Consider the following 17,515-nt stretch of genomic DNA (forward strand, 5'->3'; position numbering starts at 1 on the left):
GTCGCCGTGTCAGAAGAGTCATCCGAGCGCCCCGAACCGGCCGCGCCCCAGGGCCTTGTCCGGCTGCTGCAGGAGTTCACGCTTGAAGCCAACCGGTATGTGGATTCGGCCGGCGGACGCAATGACATGCACCGGACGGACCTCAATGCCCTGGCGGTGATCATGCGGCATGCCGCCAAGGACCAGATTGTCACCCCCGGCGTACTCCGCAAGGAGCTCAACCTCAGCTCCCCCGCCACCACGGCGCTGATCGACCGGCTGCACGGTTCGGGACACGTGGTGCGCGAACGCCAGGGAGCGGACCGCCGGCAGGTCCAGCTTCGGATGACGCCCAAGGCCTACCGCGACGGCGGCGCCATGTTCCTTCCGCTGGCCCGCCACATGGGCGCCGCGATGGCGGATTTCACCGCGGCGGAGCTGGAGGTGGCTGCCCGCTTCATGGAATCCATGATCGGGGCAACCATCAGCGCAGCACAGGAAGCGGCCGCGCAGGAACCGGCAGGAAACGCGCCCCCGACCACACCGCAGCAGCAGCCAGCAACGCCGGAACCGCCAGCGCCCAGCCGCTGAAAAGCAGGATCAGCAGCATCACCCCGGCAGCGACAATGACGCCGAACCACGCCGGCGTTCCGGACGGCAGCAGCCGGGTGCCCGCCGCGAGCCCGAAGGCCGTCACCGCGGTGAAGCAGGCCGAGGCCGCGCCGATCTGGAACTGCATGCTGGCCAGCCCGGCCACCGCCGCTCCGAAGGACAGGAAGGTCATCCCGGCCAGGACGGCCAGGCTCACGGAGGGCACCTCGCCCGGGCCGCCGCCGCGCGCCATCGCCGGCGGCAGCACGCCGTCGGCCGCCAGCCTGGAACCGAGCCGGCTGGCGCCCGCGATGAACGTGTTGAGCGGGCCGAAGGTCAGCACAGCCGCAGCAACCGCGGTCAGCGGGGCGGCCAGCGGTCCCAAGCCCATTTCGAGCAGGTCGGCCACCGGCACCGCGCTTTTAGGCAGGGCCGGGCCCAGCACGGCCACCGAGGCTGCCACCACCCCGATGTACACCACTCCGACGACGACGAGCGTCAGCCAGGTGGCTCGCCTGAGGTCCCGGCCGGGGTTGCGGAACTCGGCCGCCAGGTGCGTCACTGCCTCCCAGCCGGCGAAGCAGAAGAACAGCAGGCTGGCCACTCCGCCCACGGCCCAGTAGCCGTGCGGCGCGAAGGGTTCAAAATTCTCCGCTTTGGCAAAGGGTGCGGCCACGGCAACGGCGAGCGCCAGCGCCACGAGCAGCACCATCAGCACCAGCTGGAGGCGGCTGGACAGCCTGATTCCGACGGCGTTGCTCGCGAACCCGGCCGCCAGCAGCAGCGCCGCGGCCACGAGCGCAGTTCCGTGGCCGCCGCCCAGTGCATTGGCGATGTAGTTGCCGCCGATCACCGCCGTGGCGGGAGCGCCGAACGGGATGGCGAAGTAGAACAGGTAGCCGGCAACCACCGAGGCGCGGCGACCGAAAGCCCTGGTCACAAAGTGGGCGATCCCGCCGGCGTCGGGCTCCTGCCGGCTCATCTCAGCGAAGCTGAGGGCGACGGGTGTGCAGAACACCAGCAATGCCGCCCATGCCAGCAGCGAGGCCGGACCCGCCTCCCGGGCGGCGATGGCCGGGAGCACCAGGATGCCCGATCCGAGGATTGCGCCCACGTAGATCCCTGTTGCCCGGAACAGCCCGAGCCCCGCTGAACTGCCGGATTTCTTGTTTCCCACTCCTCCAATGTTCCGCAGAACGGCGGGCTGCAGAAGCGGGAAAACTGACGTCGAAGCACAATAAACTGCCTGTTTTGCTCCGCCCGATTGCCGCGCATTTTCCCGTCGGAGCGGTAGCGTTTCCTTATGAGTGCGCAGCAGCCTGAAGATGTGTACACGCACGGACACCACGAGTCCGTGGTCCGTGCCCATGCCTCACGGACGGCCGAGAACTCCGCCGCGTTCGTGATCCCGTACCTTGCCCCGGGCAGCTCGGTCCTTGATGTGGGCTGCGGGCCGGGCAGCATCACCTGCGACTTCGCCGGCCTCGTGTCGCCGGGGCACGTCACCGGGCTGGACCGCTCGCCGGATGTGATCACCCACGCCAGCGAGCTTGCCGCTGAACGCGGTGTGGCCAACGTCGAGTTCGTGGCCGGGAACATCTACGATCTGGATTTCGACGACGAAACGTTCGACGTCGTCCACGCCCACCAGGTGCTCCAGCACCTGACGGACCCGGTGGAGGCCCTCCGTGAAATGCGCCGGGTGGCCAAGCCCGGCGGCATCGTGGCAGTGCGCGACGCCGATTTCCACGGCATGAGCTGGTATCCCGCCATCCCGGAACTAGACGAATGGATGGAGCTGTACCAGCGCATTGCCCGCCGCAACGGCGCCGAACCGGATGCCGGACGCCGCCTGGTCTCCTGGGCCCAGGCCGCGGGATTCACGGACGTGGCGCCCACCAGCAGCAACTGGCTGTACGCCACGGGCCAGCAGCGCCGGTGGCAGGCCCGGGTGTGGGGCGAGCGGGTGCTGCATTCGGCGTTCGCGGACCAGGCGCTTGAGTACGGCTTCGCCAACGCCGCTGACCTTGCCCGGATCTCCGCAGGGTGGCACCGCTGGGGTTCCACCGACGACGGCTGGTTCCTGATTCCAAACGGCGAGGTCATCGCCCGGGCCTGAATGCGCGGTGGTGCCGATTTCCACATAGGGCACCAACCCTGTGGGCCGCGCCCACTGCCGGGAATAGCCTCAAGAAATGATCATTCAAGCAGGCTTTGACCTTCAGATCCTGGCCCGGCCGCTCATAGTTCAAGCAGGAAAGATCCTCCCCAGGCTTGTGGTGATCCGGCTTGACTCTGAGATGCAGCTGGACGGCGTAGAGGTTGTTAGTGAGGGATTTAGCGGATCGCTGGAACCCCATTTCGATGCAATTCTGGCTGCACTGGACCCTGAGTGGACCAAGTACTTTGCGATCGCCCATGCCGGAACATGGACGGAGAATTGCTTTCCATGGGACATCCCGATCCTTGAGGAGGCAGGGGAACTGGAAACGGTGGCGGCCCGTCGCGGATTCCAGACGATCGGACATTTTGGCCAGGACGAAACCGGATACATGTCTGCCCGAGCGCATTCCTACTTTGACCAATACCCGAGCTATGACGAGCTCCCCTGCACCATGACGCACTGGGTGAATTCGAAGGCCAGCACCTGTTGGTACTGCTGAGTCTGACGAATCTTTAGGCAGGCAGTTCCCTGGCCACCGGTCTGCCTTTAGGATGCGAAGGAAAACCATCGGCGAGGAGAACCCCATGCGCAAAGTGACGGCCGGCCTGTTTTACTCCGTGGACGGCGTGGTTGAGTCGCCCAACCTTTGGCAGTTCGACAGTTTCGACGAGGAACTCGGTGCTGGTATGCAGCAGATGATGGCCCGGGTGGAAACGGGGCTCCTGGGCCGGGTGGGCTACGAGCAATGGGCCAGCTACTGGCCCGGCGCGGCCGCTGACGCCGACTTCGGCGCGTTCATCAATCCGCTGCAGAAGTTCGTAGCCTCCCGGACGCTTTCGGGCGAGCTCGAGTGGCAGAATTCCCGGCTGATGGACGCCCCGCTGGAGGAGTTCGTCGCTGGCCTCAGGGAAGGCGACGGCGGCGAGATTGCCGTGTTCGCCAGCATCTCGCTGACCCGGCAGCTCCTGTTCGCCGGCCTCCTCGAATCGTTGATGCTCATGGTGCACCCGGTCATTGCCGGAAGCGGACGGAAGCTGTTCGAGGAGGGCGATCCGGTGACACGGCTGGAACTGCAGGATTCCGAACGCACCAGCAAGGGCAACATGATCCTCAGCTACGGTGTCCGGCCGGGCGCCTAGCTCGGATCCCGAGGCCCGCTGTTCTGCCGTCGGGCCGAGATTCGAACCAGCTGGTATACGCAGATGGCGGCGATGGATCCACCACCAATGACCCCCGGCACCGAGTCCGCGGCGGCGATCAGCGGGTAGGACGTGCACTCACCCGGGCGATCAACGTAGTCAATGCAGACCCCCACAGTGGTTGTCAGCAAAGGGAAGCTGAGGAACACCACCACAGCCAGGATGACAGCCCACGGCCAGCGCTTCGACCGCGGCCGTGAGTACCCGGAGTGGCTCACCGTCTCCCCTGCCATGACCTGACCATACTCCGGGACAAAACTTCGTCACAGCCACAGCCACTAAACTGTATGGGTGCAACCCTCCCTTTGGCTGGCCCTGGCCGGCGCCGGCGTCCTGATCAGCTTCACGCCCGGAGCGGGTGCCATCAACACCATGAGCAACTCGCTGAACTCGGGTTTCCGGCGATCCATCTGGGGAATCCTGGGCCAGCAGGCCGCGCTGGTGGTGCACGTACTGATCGTGGCCCTGGGCGTGGGCGTCCTGGTTGCCAGTTCACCCGTGGCGTTCAACGTGATCCGTTACGCCGGCGCCGCGTATCTGGTCTACCTCGGCATCCGCCAGTTCCTGCACAAGCCGGACCTGGATCAGGAGAAAGCGGCCGAACTGCGCAATGAGCCGGCCGCTTCCATGTTCCGCCGCGGCCTGTGGGTCAACTTGCTGAACCCCAAGGCCGTGGTCTTCTTCCTGGCGTTTATGCCCCAGTTCATCAGGCCGGAGCAGCCGTTGCTGCCCCAGTACCTGGTGCTGACTGCCACGGTGGTGGTCATCGACATCCTGGTCATGTGGTTCTTCTTTGCCGCCGCGGCCAAGTCCTTCCAGCGGTTCACGCACAACGCCCACGGGCAGAAGATCCTGAACCGGACGTTCGGGGTGCTCTTCGTGGCCGTGGGCGTCATGCTGGCGCTGATCCACTAGCGGGCGGCCGGCGAAACCCGGAGCCGCAACTGCCCGTTCGCGCTCAACTTAGGGCCGCAACTGCCCGTTCGCGCTCAGTAGCTGCCCGACCGCACCGAAAAGGCCTTGGCGGAGCCCGCAAGCTCCGGCGCTTCCCTGGCGACAGTCTCCTCCACGAAGCCCAGGGCGGCCTGCGCCAGCCCGTCATACAGGCGGACCATCAGGTCACGCGCTTCGGTCCGCGGCCAGGTCTCAGGCAAGAGTTCGGCGGGAAGGTCGGGATCGCTCCACGGGAACGCCCGCCAGGCATCCATGACCTCGGTTCTGACCCGCAGGGCGTCAGCAGGCGTCACGGTTCCGGCGTCGAGTCGTTCCAGCCACGGCCCGAACCTGTCTATGAACGGCTGGTACTGCTCCCTGAACTCCTGCTGCGACCAGGCGTCGATGAGCCGCTTGCCGCGGAGGCTGGAATCGGCTGTTCGAAAAACGACGTAGTCATCAACTCCGAAAGCGCTGCAGGTGCTTTCAAGCTCGGCGGCATGGTCCCGGGGCGAGACCCAGACGGCACCGAAAAGCGGCGCAAAACCCCGCCACCGCAGCCGCGACCGAAACAGCTCGCGCACGTCGCGGGATGTTTCCGGGATTGAAAAGGCGATGACGGTCCAGTTGCCGTCCCAGTGCCGGGACTGTTCCCCGAACGCCGAGACCTGCTCGAGGCCTCCGCGCAGGCGTTTACGCGCACCCTCCGTGATCCGGTAGCGGGAAGTCCTCCCCGCACTCGACTGCTCCAGCACTCCCCGGGTAGCCAGGCGGCTGAGTGCCGTGGCCGACGCCGACGCCGTAATGCCGAGGTCGGCGGCCAGTGCGGCAATGAACCGTGAAGGCAGCCAGACGTCGCAGTCGAACCAGTAGTCAACCAGCAAGGTCACTAGCTGGTGCTGGCTGGAGGGGCCTTTCAGCGGCCGGGGAAAATCGATGGCCATCACCGGATCCATGCCAGGTCCAGAGGCCAAGGGCTTGCTCATCACGCCTCCATCATGCCAGCAGGACCCGTCAATTAAGATTTGCACTTTTCTTGACGGGCGCTGAACTAAGTGCATACTATTTACCCGGGGCGTGACGGAGGCCACAGCCGACCCCGCCGCCCAGCTCAGCATGCGAGCCCCCAGAACTTTCCTCCCCTGTCCTCTTAGGAGATCCGCAATGACCGCTGGTCCCATTGTTCCGCCGACGCCGTTGACGCCGTCCGCGGAACAGGCCCGCCCCGATTCCCACCAGGGAACAAAGCACGCCCGCCGCGCCGCCACCGCAAGCTTCATTGGCAGCACCCTGGAGTACTACGACTTCTTCATCTATGGGTCGGCCTCCGCGCTGATCTTCAACAAGATCTTCTTTCCCGGGATCGACCCCGCCCTCGGAACCATCCTGTCCATGGCCACGATCGGTATCGGCTACGTTGTCCGCCCGCTGGCCGCAAGCGTGATCGGACATTACGGCGACCGGATCGGACGCCGCCAGATGCTGGTGCTGACGCTAGTGGTGATGGGCATAGCAACCTTCCTCATCGGCTGCCTGCCGCCGACAGCCGCCATCGGTGCGGCCGCCCCCATCCTCCTGGTTGTCCTCCGGGCACTCCAAGGAGCCTCCGCCGCGGGCGAATCGGTCGGTGCAGTGACCATGACCATGGAACACGCCCCCAGCAACAAGCGCGCCTTCTACAGCAGCTGGGTCAACACCGGCGCGGCTGCCGGCATCATGCTGGCGTCCCTGGCCTTCCTCGCCGTTTCCATGCTCCCCCAGGAGGACCTGCTCAGCTGGGGCTGGCGCCTGCCGTTCCTGGCCAGCATCCTGGTGGTCGGCGTCGGCCTTTACATCCGGGTCCGGCTGCCCGAATCCGAGGTGTTCGAAGCCGCGAAGGAAGCGGAAACCGAGAAGGAACTGCCCATCAAGGTGGTCCTACGCGATCATTGGCGGACCATCATCAAGGTCATCTTCTTCGGGCTCTGGAGTGTGGTTTCGTCCGTCTTCGCCGCCTTCGGCCTCGCCTACGCGACCAGCAAGTTCGGCGTCCCGGCACCGGCAATGCTGGGGGTCACCATCCTCACGGCGGGGCTAGCACTCGTCGCCCAGCCCTCCGCCGGCATCCTCGCCGACAGGATCGGCCGCAAGCCGGTCTTCATCGCGGGCAACCTCATCTGCGCCATAGCCGCCTTCGTCTTCTTCTGGTCCATCAGCACCACGTCGGTGCCACTGATCTACGCGAGCGGCATCCTGTTCATGACTGTGGGCTACGGGATGGTCAACCCGCTCGGCCCGGCCATGACCGCGGAAATGTTCCCGACGAAGATCCGCTACTCCGGCGCAGCCACGGCGTCGCAGCTGGGCCTCGTTGTCACCGGCTTCGCGCCAGCCATCGCCGCCGCCATCGTCCAGCCCGGCCCCACCGGATGGATTCCCGTGGCCGCCTTCACCGCCGCATGCTGCGTTGCCTCTGCAGCCGTCACCGCCATCTGGGTCAAGGAAACCTACAACGTCCCCACCGAGGCGCTGGGTACCAAAGATTCCGGTACCGAGGAATCCATCAACGCATAAATCCTGATCCCGGACCGGGAGGGGAGTAGCCGGGCACCTGCCCGGCCGCTCCCCTCCGCGCTGTCCTGAACAACCCAGTCTTGAACAAACTACCGCCGCTGAACAACCCAATGAGGAAACTCCCATGACACCGCGAACCGCGCTAAAACCCCTGCTCATTGAACAAGACGTTGAAACCCCGATGCCGGACGGCATCATCCTGAGGTCCACGGTGTACAGGCCTGCGGACGGGGAACCGTGCCCGGTCCTGCTGACCAGGACGCCCTATGGACGCGACCTCTCCGTCAACTCCGCCTACTTCAACCCCGTAACGGTCGCAGCCGCGGGCTATGTGGTGATCATGCAGGACTGCCGGGGTCGCTTCGGCTCGGACGGGGCCTTCGATCCGTCCGCCAATGAAGCGTCCGACGGCGCCGCAACCGTCGAGTGGGCGGCGCGGCTGCCGTACTCCAACGGTGCCGTAGGGATGTGGGGCCGCTCCTACTTCGCGGAGACGCAGTGGCGGGCAGCGTCCCTGGCCCCTGACGGGCTCGCTGCCCTTTCGCCCGGCATCTCGGCCGGTGGCAATGCGAACAACGGCTCGCTCTACCGCGGCGGAGCCTACGAGCTCGGCAGCCGGTTCAGCTGGGGCCATGCCTCCATCTCTGCCAACGAGCTCCTGCGCGAATATGCGGACGATCCCGAACTGCAAGGCAAGGAATTCCAGACGTGGCTGGACCTGGATCGCTCGTTTTCCGACGGTAGCGCGTTCGGCACGCTGCCCTTGCGGGAACTCTCCGCACGGCTTGGCACCTTCATGAACCGCCATGTCCTTCCTTCGGCCGGAGAATCGCCAGGGAACAGCTTCACCCGATTGTGGGACGAGGCGTCCATCAAGCCGGTGTCGTTGCCCACGCTGCACATCGGCGGGTGGTTCGATATCTTCTGTCCCAGCACCCTCTCGCAGTACGCGATGCAGCTGGAGCACAGCCGGACCGGCGCTGCCCCTGCGCCGCGGCTTATCGTAGGCCCCTGGGCCCACACGAACTTCTCCGGCAGCTACCCGGATGTGAGCTTCGGACTGAACGCGGCCGGAGGGATGATGAACGGCCTCGGTGACCTCTCCGGGCTCCACACCGCCTGGTTCGACGCTGTGCTCAAGGAGGAACCCGGGCGGCTCCGCGACGTCCCGGCCGTGCTGCTCTACTTCATGGGGGAGAACCAGTGGCGCGGTTTTGATGAGCTCCCGTTGCCGCACAGCCACCGCACCTGGTTCCTCGGCGCGGGCGGATCGCTGCGGGACACTCCGGGGTCCGGCGGCTCCGTGGAATACGAATACGACCCCCTTGATCCCGTCCCCACCGCGGGCGGCGCAACCATGATCCACGGGGTGTTTCCCGCGGGGCCAGCCATGCAGCAAGCTGTAGAGGCCCGCGGCGACGTCCTCACCTTTACGACTGAGGCCTTCGAGGAGCCAGTGACACTCTTCGGCGAGCTCAGCGCTACGTTCCATGCCGCCTCCACCGCCGTCGATACAGACTTCGTGGTGCGCCTGTGCCGGGTCGCTCCGGACGGAACGTCCCTGGGCATTGCCGACGGAATTGTCCGCGCCTCCTGGCGGGAAAGCCACGCCGCGACGGGGCTGTACCAGGAGGGCCACGCTCCCTCGCTGATCGAGCCCGGCAAGCCGTACGAATACACGGTGAGCCTTTGGCAGACCGCCTACACTTTCGCCGCTGGCGACAGGCTCCGCGTCCAGGTCACGTCAAGCTGCCACCCGCGCTGGGACCGGAACCTCAACACGGGCAAGCTGGCCTATGACTCGGCCGAAACCCTCGTGGCCCGGCAGACCATCCTTTTCGGCCCGGACTACCCCAGCCGGCTGAGGGCCGGAATTCTGTGACCGCGCCACCAGCCCCCGGAGCCCCCGAAGCTCCGGGGCTGACCTTCCTCACGGAACTCTCGGTCACTGTCGGCGAGCCGATCGACGTCGGGCCAACACCCGAGGGCCACCGGCGCGTCATCCCCATCACCGGCGGAACGGTCACCGGCCCGGTCCTGAACGGGCGCATCATCCCCGGAGGCGCCGATTACCAGCTCCTCCGGACCGCCACGCTAACTGAACTAGATGCCCGCTACGTCCTGGAGACCCCGGACGGCCACCGCATCTACGTCCACAACTCTGCACTGCGCCACGGGAAAGTTCAGGACATCGCCCGGCTCAACCGCGGCGAACGGGTCGATGCCAACAGCATCTATTTCCGCTGCTGGCCCCGGCTCACCACGGCATCGCCGGAATGGGACTGGCTCAACGGACGCCTTGCCGTGGGAACCGGTGAAAGGCATCCGGACCGGGTGCTGATCCGGATCTTCCTCATCGACTGAGCTGGCGGCGAAGCGGAGCGGCGGGGGCCGCAACTGCCCGTTCGCGCTCAACGACCCGACTGCCCGGGCCCGGATCCACCCTGGGATCCGGGCCCGGGCAGCTTTTGGCGGGGGCCTCAACTGTCCGTTCGCGCTACTGCAGCTGTCCGTTAGCCGGGGTGAGTTTCCGCAGGTCCGTCTTCCGGATCTTCCCGCTGGCAGTCCGGGGCATCTCGTCCACGAACACCACTGATTTGGGGATCTTGTAGCGGGCAAGCCTGCCGTCCAGGTGCGCGCGAAGCTGCTCTTCACTCAGCTGGGCACCCTCTCGAAGGGTTACCACCGCCCGGGGAACCTCGCCCCATTTCTCGTCCGGGACTCCGATCACCGCCACGCTGGCCACAGCGTCCAGTTCGGAGATGGCTGCCTCCACTTCCGCCGGATAGATGTTTTCGCCGCCGGAAATGATCATGTCCTTGATGCGGTCCGAGACAAACAGGAAGCCTTCCCCGTCCTGGAAACCCAGGTCGCCGGAGCGGAACCAGCTGGAATCCGCATAGCTTTCCGCGGTGGCATCGGGGCGGTTCCAATACTCCCTGATGACGTTGGGCCCGGAGATCTGGATCTCCCCCACTTCCCCCACCCCTGCCAATCCGCCCAGGGGATCGGCGATGCGGACGTCCGTAAAGAAGTGCGGCAGGCCCGCGGAGCCCGCCTTTTCCCTGGACCGCGCCACAGGCAGCATGGTGGCCCCGGGCGCGGTTTCGGTCATGCCGTAGCAGCTGGTGAAGCCGATGCCGCGGTCCTCGTAGGCGTCCAGCACCCGGCGTGGAATGGCCGACCCGCCGCAGGTGAGCTTGTCCAGTGAGCCGAGGTCCGCCGTCGGCCAATCCGGATGGTCGCAGAGCATCTGGAACGTGGTGGGAACGCCGTTCAGGGTGGTGACCCTGTGCTGACTGATCAGCCCAAGCACCCGGCCGGCATCGAACCGGGTTTCGAGCACCACCGTGGCACCCTTGAGAAGCATCGGCAACAGGCCCATATCCAGTGACGCCACATGGAACAGCGGCGAGATCATCAGCGCCACATCATTCCGGTTCAGGTCCATGTCAACCACGGTGTTGAAGCAGTTCCAGGTGATGTTGCCGTGCGTCAGCAGCGCACCTTTCGGCCTGCCGGTGGTGCCCGAGGTGTAGAGGATCATGGCGGCGTCGTCCAAGGTCACGGCCTCATCCCGCGGCGTCGCGGCTGCCGCGTGAAGCACCGCTTCATAGCGTTCGACGCCGGACGGCAGCTCCGCAACGGAACCTTCAGTGCCGCCGTCGGGCACCACAACAAAGCGATGCGTCACCGCGGTGCCGGCGGCGGACGCTGCCGCCAGGGGTTCGAGCGCGCCGGCGTTGACCAGCAGCCGCGCTCCGGAGTCCTGCAGCTGGAACTGCAGCTCGGGAGCTGCCAGCCGGGTGTTCAGCGGGACGAAGACGACGCCGAGCAGCCCGCACGCGAAGAAGGTTTCCACGAAGGACGGATCGTTCTCGCCGAGATAGGCCACCCGGTCGCCCTTGGCCACTCCCCTGCTGCCCAGGGCGTTGGCCAGCCGGTCCGTGCGCTCGGCGAGCTCCTCGTAGCTGACGGCACGGCCCGCCGAGACGAGGGCTGTCTTGGGTCCGGACTTCCGGCGGCGGCGGTGCAGCCAGGATCCAACTCCGTTGTTGTCCATGTTTGTGCTCCTAATCGACCGCAGTGAGGTCGTTGTTCTTAGACTCCCGCGTCAGCAGGATGAAGACAATGGAAACCGTTGCCATGACGGACAGGAAGATCACCACCGGGACGATGCTCTGCCCGGAATCCTTGTACAGGCCGGCAACGATGCCCGGTGTGAAGCCCGCGCCGATCAGGGTGGCCAGCTGGTAGCCCACCGCCGCGCCGGTGTAGCGGGAGGTGGTGCCGAACTGCTCCGACACAAACGCCGCCAGCGGTCCGTACAGGCTCGAATGCAGCACCAGGGCCACGGTAAAGGCCAGGAAGACCAGGCCGACGTTCCCGGAGCCCAGCATTCCGAACATCGGGAACAGGTAGACGGTGAACAGTGCCAGTCCGGCCACCATCACGGGCCGGCGTCCAAAGCGGTCGGACAGCCGTCCGCCGAGCAGGACGAACAGGATGGAGATGGCCGAGGCTCCGGCGAACGCGTACAGCACGCCCTGCTGCGGGGCCCCCTTGGACACCGCGTAGGTGATGGAGAACGTGGGCAGCACCACCTGCAGGCCGAAGCCCGCAGCACCGGCAAACATGATCATGATCAGCGCTTTGGGACGGCGGAGCACTTCGATCAGCGGGATCTTGCGTTTGGTGCCCTGCATGCTTTCCTTAGCCACTGCCTCGGCGAAGATGGGGCTCTCGGAAACCCGCAGCCGGACGAACATGCCCACGATCAGGAGCACGAAGGACAGCAGGAACGGCACGCGCCAGCCCCAGGCCAGGAAGGCCTCCTGCGGCAAGGCGGAGAAGAGCCCCATCACCACCGTGCCGAGCACGGCTCCGGTGGGGGCGCCGGCGTTGACGAAGGAGGCTGCAAAGCCGCGCCGTTTGGGATCAGAGTGTTCCAGGGCCATCAGCGCGGCACCGCCCCACTCGCCGCCAACGGCGATTCCCTGGCAGACCCGCAGGAACACGAGGATGACGGCGCCCCAGGGCCCGATCAAGCTGGCGCCGGGGATCAGGCCGATGAGCGTGGACGCAATTCCCATCACGGCCATGGAGACGATGAGCATGCCCTTGCGGCCCACGCGGTCACCGAAGTGGCCGAAGATGATGCCGCCGAGGGGCGGGCGACGTAGCCGGCGGCGAACGTGGCGTAGGCGGCGACGACGCCCACCCAGTCGTCCATGCCGGAGAAAAAGACCTTGGGGAAGGCCACGGCAGCGGCCGTGGCATACAGCAGGAAGTCGTAGAACTCGATGGTGCTGCCCAGATAGCTGGACATGATGACCGTGCGCGCTTCCTTGCGCTTCGCGGCCGTACCCGCTGGCGCGAGCGTGGTGTGTCCTGACATGGCTGTTCCTTGGGAAGGAGGGACGGGGGGTGGTGGTGTTGCTGGTAGTAGCGGCTTACTTGTAGAAGCGGGCCAGGAATTCGGCCACGACGGCGGGGCGTTCCTGGCCTTCGATCTCGATGGTGTTGGACACCTTGATCTGGGCGCCGCCCTTGACTTCGGTGACCTCGGCGATGGTGGCCTGCATGCGGATCCGCGAGCCCACCTTCACCGGTGAGGTGAAGCGGACCTTGTCCAGGCCGTAGTTCACCTTGGTGGTGACGCCGTCGACGTCGAACAGCTCGCCCCAGAACGGGATGATGAGCGAGAGCGTGAGGAAGCCGTGGGCGATCGGGGCGCCGAACGGGCCGTCCTTGGCGCGTTCCGGGTCCACGTGGATCCACTGGTCATCGCCGGTGGCGTCGGCGAATTTGTTGATCTGTTCCTGGGTGATTTCGCGGTATTCGGTCACGCCGAGGTCGGTTCCGGCGAGGGTGAGCAGTTTGTCGAAGTCGACGACGAGATTGGGCATGTGTGCCTCCTGGTGTGGTTCTTGGAGTTGCGGAAGTACGACGGCGGTGCGGTGCTTCCGCCGTCGGGTTTCAGTTGCTGTTTGGGTTTAGCGGGTGAAGGCGCTTTCGCCGGTGAGGGCGCGGCCCACGATGAGCGCGTTGATTTCGTGGGTTCCTTCGTAGGAGTAGACAGCTTCGGCGTCGGCGTGGAACCGGGCGACGTCGGTTTCGAGCGTGATGCCGTTGCCGCCCACCACTTCGCGGGCCAGGGCCACGGTTTCGCGCATCAGCAGGGACGTCTGCATCTTGGCCAGCGCGGAGTCCTGGTCCCGGTAGATGCCCCGGGACTGCTGTTCGGTCAGCCGGACCACCAGGGACAGGGACGATGTGACGTTGCCGAGCATCCTGGCCAGCTTTTCCTGGACCAGCTGGAAGGATCCCAGCTGGCGGCCGAACTGCCGGCGTTCGGTCACGTAGCGCAGGGCGGCTTCGAACGCACCGGCCTGGATGCCGGTGGCAATCCAGGCAACATCCGAACGCATGGCCCGGAGCATCGCGGCCACATCCTTGAAGGAGTCCACGTTGTGCAGCCGCATGGATTCCGGCACGCGGACGCCGTGGAGGCTGATGTGGGCGTTCTGCATCATCCGCAGCGCCGTCTTGCCGTGGATCTTCTCCAGCGTCACGCCGGCCGCCTCGCGGTCCACCAGGAAGGCCTTGACCTGGCCGTCGGCCGTGTCGCGGGCGAACACTGCCAGCACGTCAGCGCTGACCGCACCCCCGATCCAGCGTTTGGCACCGTCCAGGATCCAGGAGTCCCCTTCCCGGCGGGCTGTCGTGGACAGGCCGCCGGCGATGTCCGAACCGGAGTCGGGTTCGGTGAGCGAGAAGACGCCCTTGAGCGAGAAGTCGACCACCTTCGGCATCCACTCGGCCTGCTGTTCCGGCGAGGCACCCACCCGGATGGCCGTGCGGAAGAGTCCGGCCTGGGAGGTGTACCAGGTGGCCAGCGAGGCGTCGGTGCGGGCCAGTTCGAAGATCCGGAAACCCTGGTAGATGCCGCGGGCGGGATTGCTTATTGCGTCCGGGGCGCCCGTGAGTTCCGCGGGTTCCATCAGGTCCAGGTCGATCAGGGGCTGCGCGAGCTGGGCGGGGAACTCGCCCCGTTCCCAGTAATCGGCCAGCAGGGGCTGCGCTTCGCGGTCGAGGAAGCTGCGAAGCCTGCCCAGGACACGCCGCTCGGCCTCCGTGAGGAGGGACTCGGCGTCGTAGTAATCGCAGACGCCGTAAAGCCGGGCCTGGTCGGCAGGAGGGGCCTTTTCGGCTGCGGTGGCCTGCTCAGCGGTGGAGGCGCTCATCTCAGCCGTCCAGTCCGAGCAGGCGCACGGCGTTGTGCTTGAGGATCTTGGGCCGGACCTCGTCCTTGAGCGGGAGGTCCGCGAACGCGCCCAGCCACTTCTGCGGCGTGATGAGCGGGAAGTCGGTGCCGAACAGGACCTTGTCCTGCAGCACCGAGTTGGACATCCGCACCAGGGACTCCGGGAAGTACTTGGGCGACCAGCCGGAGAGGTCGATGAACACGTTGGCCTTGTGCGTGGCGATGGAGTTGGCCTCGTCCTGCCAGGGCACGGAGGGGTGGGCCATGATGATCTGCAGTTCCGGGAAGTCCGCGGCCACGGCATCCAGCAGCAGCGGGTTGGAGTAGGCCAGCTTGATGCCGTAGCCGCCGGGAAGGCCGGCGCCCATGCCGTTCTGGCCGGTGTGGAAGATGGCCGGCAGGCCCAGTTCCTGGAGGGTGCCCCAGAGGGGATAGAACTGCTCGTTGGAGGGGTCGAAGCCCTGCAGGCTGGGATGGAACTTGAAGCCGCGGGCGCCCAGGTCGATGGCCTGGCGCTTGGCGCCCTGGATGGCCTCGGCCCCGGTGCGCGGATCCACGCTGCCGAAGGGGATCAGCACGTCGTTGTTCCTGGCCGCTCCGGCGATCAGGTCCTCGATGCTGTTCGGTTCGTGCTTGAGCTGGGTGCGGGCGTCCACGGTGAACACGACGGCGGCCATGTTCAGTTCCCGGTACACCTCGGCTATGCGGTCCAGCGACGGCGTGCGGTCCTCGGACTTGAAGTATTTGGCCGAAGCCTCCGTCAGCTCGTGCGGGAGTGATTCGTGGCCGTGGCCGTCCACTTCGAGGTGGACGTGCATGTCGATCGCGTCGAGCCTCTCGGCGTCGATGCCGAGCTCGTAGCGGGTGGCAGCCATCGCTAGCCCACCTTCACGGGAGCTGCGGCGGGCTGTGCTTCCGGTTTCAGGTCCTCGGGCAGCGGCAGGAATTCCTCGCCCACGCTCTGCAGCTTGCCGCCGAAGAGCGGGCCGAAGTTCGCCACGAGGTCCTCGTAGCGCCAGCCGCCCTCGCGGTATTCGGTGGCCGCGGCCTCGGGGTGGGTCCAGAGCTGCAGCCGGTCGCCGCCGGCACCGATGGCCTGGCCGGTAATGCCGGCCGCCTCATCGGAGGCGAGGAACGCGACCAGTCCGGAGACGTCGTCGGCCGTTCCAAAACCGAGTTCGTGGCGGAAGAAGGCCGGCATGGCCTCGCCGCGCTCGTCCGCTTCGACTGCCTTCTGGAAGTAGGGGACGGTCTTGGTCATGGCCGTCGCCGCCACGGGGATGACGGCGTTGGCGGTGACGCCTGCCTTCTTCATTTCCAGGGCCCAGGTGCGGACCATGCCCACGATGCCGGCCTTGGCCGCGGCGTAGTTGGTCTGGCCGAAATTGCCGCGCTGCCCGGTGGGCGAGCCGATGGTGATGATCCGGCCGGCGATGCCGTTCTCCTTGAAGTAGGCGAACGCTTCCCGGGCGCAGGTGAAGGTACCGCGGAGGTGGACGTTGATGACGGCGTCGAAATCGTCGTCGGTCATCTTCAGCAGTGACTTGTCCCGCAGGATCCCGGCGTTGGTGACCAGGATGTCGAGCCGGCCGAAGTTTTCCACGGCTGCCTGCACCAGTTGCCGGGCCACGTCCGTGCTGCCGACGGGCGCGACGACGGCGGCGGCCTTCCCGCCGTCGGCCTCGATGAGCGCCACTGCCTCCCCGGCAACCGTTGCGTCGACGTCATTGATGACGACGGCGGCGCCCTGCCGTGCGAGTTCCCGGGCGTAGGACAGACCCAGGCCGCGGCCGCTTCCGGTGACGATTGCTACTTTGCCTGACAGGCTCATGGCTGCTCCTTTGCTAGCTGACCTTGTGCATCCCGGCTCTCGACGTGGGATGCTGTTCTGGTATCCATGAAATTATGGATAGTTGAAAATGTCAACGATTTATTTTGAGGATTATTGGAGTCGGCCATGACGATCGAGACACAGGGCGGTCAGCGGACCGAACAGGCCCACAAACTTGTGGCCGCTTCCATCAGCCAGGACCTGGGATTTCTCCTGGCCAAGCTGCACGCCGCGGGGTCCGTCCTGAACAACAGGGCACTGGCCGAATTCGACCTCAAGGAGCGTTCGTACTCGGTCCTGATTCTGGCAAACAGCGGGCTGGAACCGACGCAGCGCGAAATGGCGGACTTCCTCAGCCTGGATCCCAGCCAGATTGTGGCCCTGGTGGATGAGCTGGAGAAGCGGGGCCTCGTGGCGAGGGCTCCGGGAAAGCTGGACCGCCGGGCAAAGACCGTGACGGCCACCGCCAAGGGTGGAAAGCTGCTGCAGCGGGCCGGCGACGCTGCGCGGCGGGCTGAGGCGGAAGTGCTGGAAGGACTGCCGGCGGAAGAGTCGGCGCAGCTCAAGGCGCTGCTGCGCAAAGCGCTGTGGGGTGCCGGATTGCCTTAGTGGCCCGGATCGTCAGGGCGGGAGTGCCTCCGGTGTTCGGCACCGTTTCGGCGCGCCAGCTCGGCCAGGACCACCGGCCACACCAGCCCGGCATGGTTCGGGCCCGGCGTGTTGTCGCCGTTCCTCAGCAGGCAGGCCAGTGCCTCGAGCTCTCCGGTGGGAACTGACGACAAGGAGGCGTAGGACTTGAAGATGCGCCGCTCGGCAATGCCGGCGAGGCGGCCGCTGTTCGTGCTCATGCGGCGCCCGCAGGGGGATCCGTGGCAGCGGGTGCGAAGACGGCGCGGAGTTTTGGGCCCATGGGAAATCCTCAGCAAAGAATCCGGAGGCTGCCTGCATAACCCGAGGCCAGAATACCGCAGTCCGGCCCCCGGGAACACGGTCCATCA

The 17,515-nt window shown here is 66.2% G+C and carries 18 protein-coding genes and 1 pseudogene; 10 read left to right on the plus strand and 9 right to left on the minus strand.

The features are described 5' to 3' along the window. Window positions 1-6 precede the first annotated feature (6 nt). Window positions 7-570 carry a MarR family winged helix-turn-helix transcriptional regulator gene (locus BS38_RS24980; RefSeq protein ID WP_081818878.1) on the plus strand — a complete coding sequence of 188 codons (564 nt, stop codon included), beginning with the start codon at window positions 7-9 and terminating at the stop codon, window positions 568-570. Here BS38_RS24980 and BS38_RS0111325 read toward each other — a convergent pair. After that, window positions 464-1,747: an APC family permease gene (locus BS38_RS0111325; protein WP_028270904.1), complete on the minus strand. Its 1,284-nt coding sequence runs from the start codon at window positions 1,745-1,747 to the stop codon at window positions 464-466. The two genes, BS38_RS24980 and BS38_RS0111325, sit on opposite strands and share 107 nt — an antisense overlap. A 126-nt stretch (window positions 1,748-1,873) precedes the next feature. Here BS38_RS0111325 and BS38_RS0111330 point away from each other — a divergent pair, with 126 nt between their 5' ends. The 5 genes from BS38_RS0111330 to BS38_RS0111350 all read left to right on the plus strand — a co-directional run bounded on the left by BS38_RS0111330 (window position 1,874) and on the right by BS38_RS0111350 (window position 4,848). Beyond that, the gene (locus BS38_RS0111330; protein ID WP_028270905.1) at window positions 1,874-2,689 is read left to right on the plus strand and encodes a methyltransferase domain-containing protein; all 816 of its coding nucleotides are present in this window, start codon (window positions 1,874-1,876) and stop codon (window positions 2,687-2,689) included. Between the two features lie 76 nt (window positions 2,690-2,765). Then, window positions 2,766-3,233, plus strand: coding sequence for a hypothetical protein (locus BS38_RS0111335; RefSeq protein WP_028270906.1), 468 nt, complete (start codon window positions 2,766-2,768; stop codon window positions 3,231-3,233). 85 nt (window positions 3,234-3,318) lie between these two features. Further along, a complete protein-coding gene (locus BS38_RS0111340) occupies window positions 3,319-3,873 on the plus strand; it encodes a dihydrofolate reductase family protein (RefSeq protein ID WP_028270907.1) in 555 nt (184 codons plus the stop codon). Window positions 3,874-4,035: 162 nt separating this feature from the next. Next, window positions 4,036-4,173 carry a hypothetical protein gene (locus BS38_RS27085; protein WP_156037114.1) on the plus strand — a complete coding sequence of 46 codons (138 nt, stop codon included), beginning with the start codon at window positions 4,036-4,038 and terminating at the stop codon, window positions 4,171-4,173. A gap of 51 nt (window positions 4,174-4,224) precedes the next feature. Continuing rightward, window positions 4,225-4,848, plus strand: coding sequence for a LysE family transporter (locus BS38_RS0111350; RefSeq protein ID WP_028270908.1), 624 nt, complete (start codon window positions 4,225-4,227; stop codon window positions 4,846-4,848). A gap of 74 nt (window positions 4,849-4,922) precedes the next feature. Here the strand turns inward: BS38_RS0111350 and BS38_RS0111355 are convergent, their stop codons facing one another. Beyond that, on the minus strand, window positions 4,923-5,852 hold the full coding sequence (locus BS38_RS0111355) for a PaaX family transcriptional regulator (protein WP_028270909.1): 930 nt from the start codon (window positions 5,850-5,852) through the stop codon (window positions 4,923-4,925). A 178-nt stretch (window positions 5,853-6,030) separates the two neighbouring features. On the opposite strand from BS38_RS0111355, the gene BS38_RS0111360 reads away from it, so the two are divergent. The 3 genes from BS38_RS0111360 to BS38_RS0111370 all read left to right on the plus strand — a co-directional run bounded on the left by BS38_RS0111360 (window position 6,031) and on the right by BS38_RS0111370 (window position 9,783). After that, window positions 6,031-7,419: an MFS transporter gene (locus BS38_RS0111360; RefSeq protein ID WP_028270910.1), complete on the plus strand. Its 1,389-nt coding sequence runs from the start codon at window positions 6,031-6,033 to the stop codon at window positions 7,417-7,419. Window positions 7,420-7,543: 124 nt separating this feature from the next. Further along, window positions 7,544-9,301, plus strand: coding sequence for a CocE/NonD family hydrolase (locus BS38_RS0111365; RefSeq protein WP_028270911.1), 1,758 nt, complete (start codon window positions 7,544-7,546; stop codon window positions 9,299-9,301). Beyond that, on the plus strand, window positions 9,298-9,783 hold the full coding sequence (locus BS38_RS0111370; RefSeq protein WP_051628858.1) for a DUF3237 domain-containing protein: 486 nt from the start codon (window positions 9,298-9,300) through the stop codon (window positions 9,781-9,783). The genes BS38_RS0111365 and BS38_RS0111370 overlap by 4 nt, the downstream gene beginning before the upstream one ends. A 133-nt stretch (window positions 9,784-9,916) precedes the next feature. Here BS38_RS0111370 and BS38_RS0111375 read toward each other — a convergent pair whose 3' ends face one another. The 6 genes and pseudogenes from BS38_RS0111375 to BS38_RS0111400 all read right to left on the minus strand — a co-directional run bounded on the left by BS38_RS0111375 (window position 9,917) and on the right by BS38_RS0111400 (window position 16,517). Next, complete coding sequence (locus tag BS38_RS0111375; RefSeq protein WP_028270913.1) at window positions 9,917-11,482, minus strand: acyl-CoA synthetase; 1,566 nt, start codon at window positions 11,480-11,482, stop codon at window positions 9,917-9,919. 10 nt (window positions 11,483-11,492) lie between these two features. Continuing rightward, window positions 11,493-12,817, minus strand: a pseudogene (locus BS38_RS24985) (MFS transporter). 55 nt (window positions 12,818-12,872) lie between these two features. Next, window positions 12,873-13,328, minus strand: a complete 456-nt coding sequence (locus tag BS38_RS0111385; RefSeq protein ID WP_028270914.1) for a MaoC family dehydratase — start codon at window positions 13,326-13,328, stop codon at window positions 12,873-12,875. Window positions 13,329-13,415: 87 nt separating this feature from the next. Next, window positions 13,416-14,666, minus strand: a complete 1,251-nt coding sequence (locus BS38_RS24990) for an acyl-CoA dehydrogenase family protein (RefSeq protein ID WP_051628859.1) — start codon at window positions 14,664-14,666, stop codon at window positions 13,416-13,418. A 1-nt stretch (window position 14,667) separates the two neighbouring features. Then, window positions 14,668-15,561: an amidohydrolase family protein gene (locus BS38_RS0111395; protein ID WP_028270915.1), complete on the minus strand. Its 894-nt coding sequence runs from the start codon at window positions 15,559-15,561 to the stop codon at window positions 14,668-14,670. A 2-nt stretch (window positions 15,562-15,563) separates the two neighbouring features. Continuing rightward, window positions 15,564-16,517: an SDR family NAD(P)-dependent oxidoreductase gene (locus BS38_RS0111400; protein ID WP_028270916.1), complete on the minus strand. Its 954-nt coding sequence runs from the start codon at window positions 16,515-16,517 to the stop codon at window positions 15,564-15,566. Window positions 16,518-16,643: 126 nt separating this feature from the next. Here BS38_RS0111400 and BS38_RS0111405 point away from each other — a divergent pair, with 126 nt between their 5' ends. Continuing rightward, window positions 16,644-17,126 carry a MarR family winged helix-turn-helix transcriptional regulator gene (locus BS38_RS0111405; protein ID WP_028270917.1) on the plus strand — a complete coding sequence of 161 codons (483 nt, stop codon included), beginning with the start codon at window positions 16,644-16,646 and terminating at the stop codon, window positions 17,124-17,126. Here BS38_RS0111405 and BS38_RS0111410 read toward each other — a convergent pair. Beyond that, window positions 17,123-17,365 (minus strand): hypothetical protein, encoded by a 243-nt coding sequence (locus BS38_RS0111410; RefSeq protein ID WP_028270918.1) that lies wholly within the window; start codon window positions 17,363-17,365, stop codon window positions 17,123-17,125. The genes BS38_RS0111405 and BS38_RS0111410 overlap by 4 nt on opposite strands. Between the last annotated feature and the right edge of the window lie 150 nt (window positions 17,366-17,515).

Origin of the sequence: Arthrobacter sp. UNC362MFTsu5.1, from assembly GCF_000685965.1 — a bacterium.
Classification (GTDB): Bacteria; Actinomycetota; Actinomycetes; order Actinomycetales; family Micrococcaceae; genus Arthrobacter.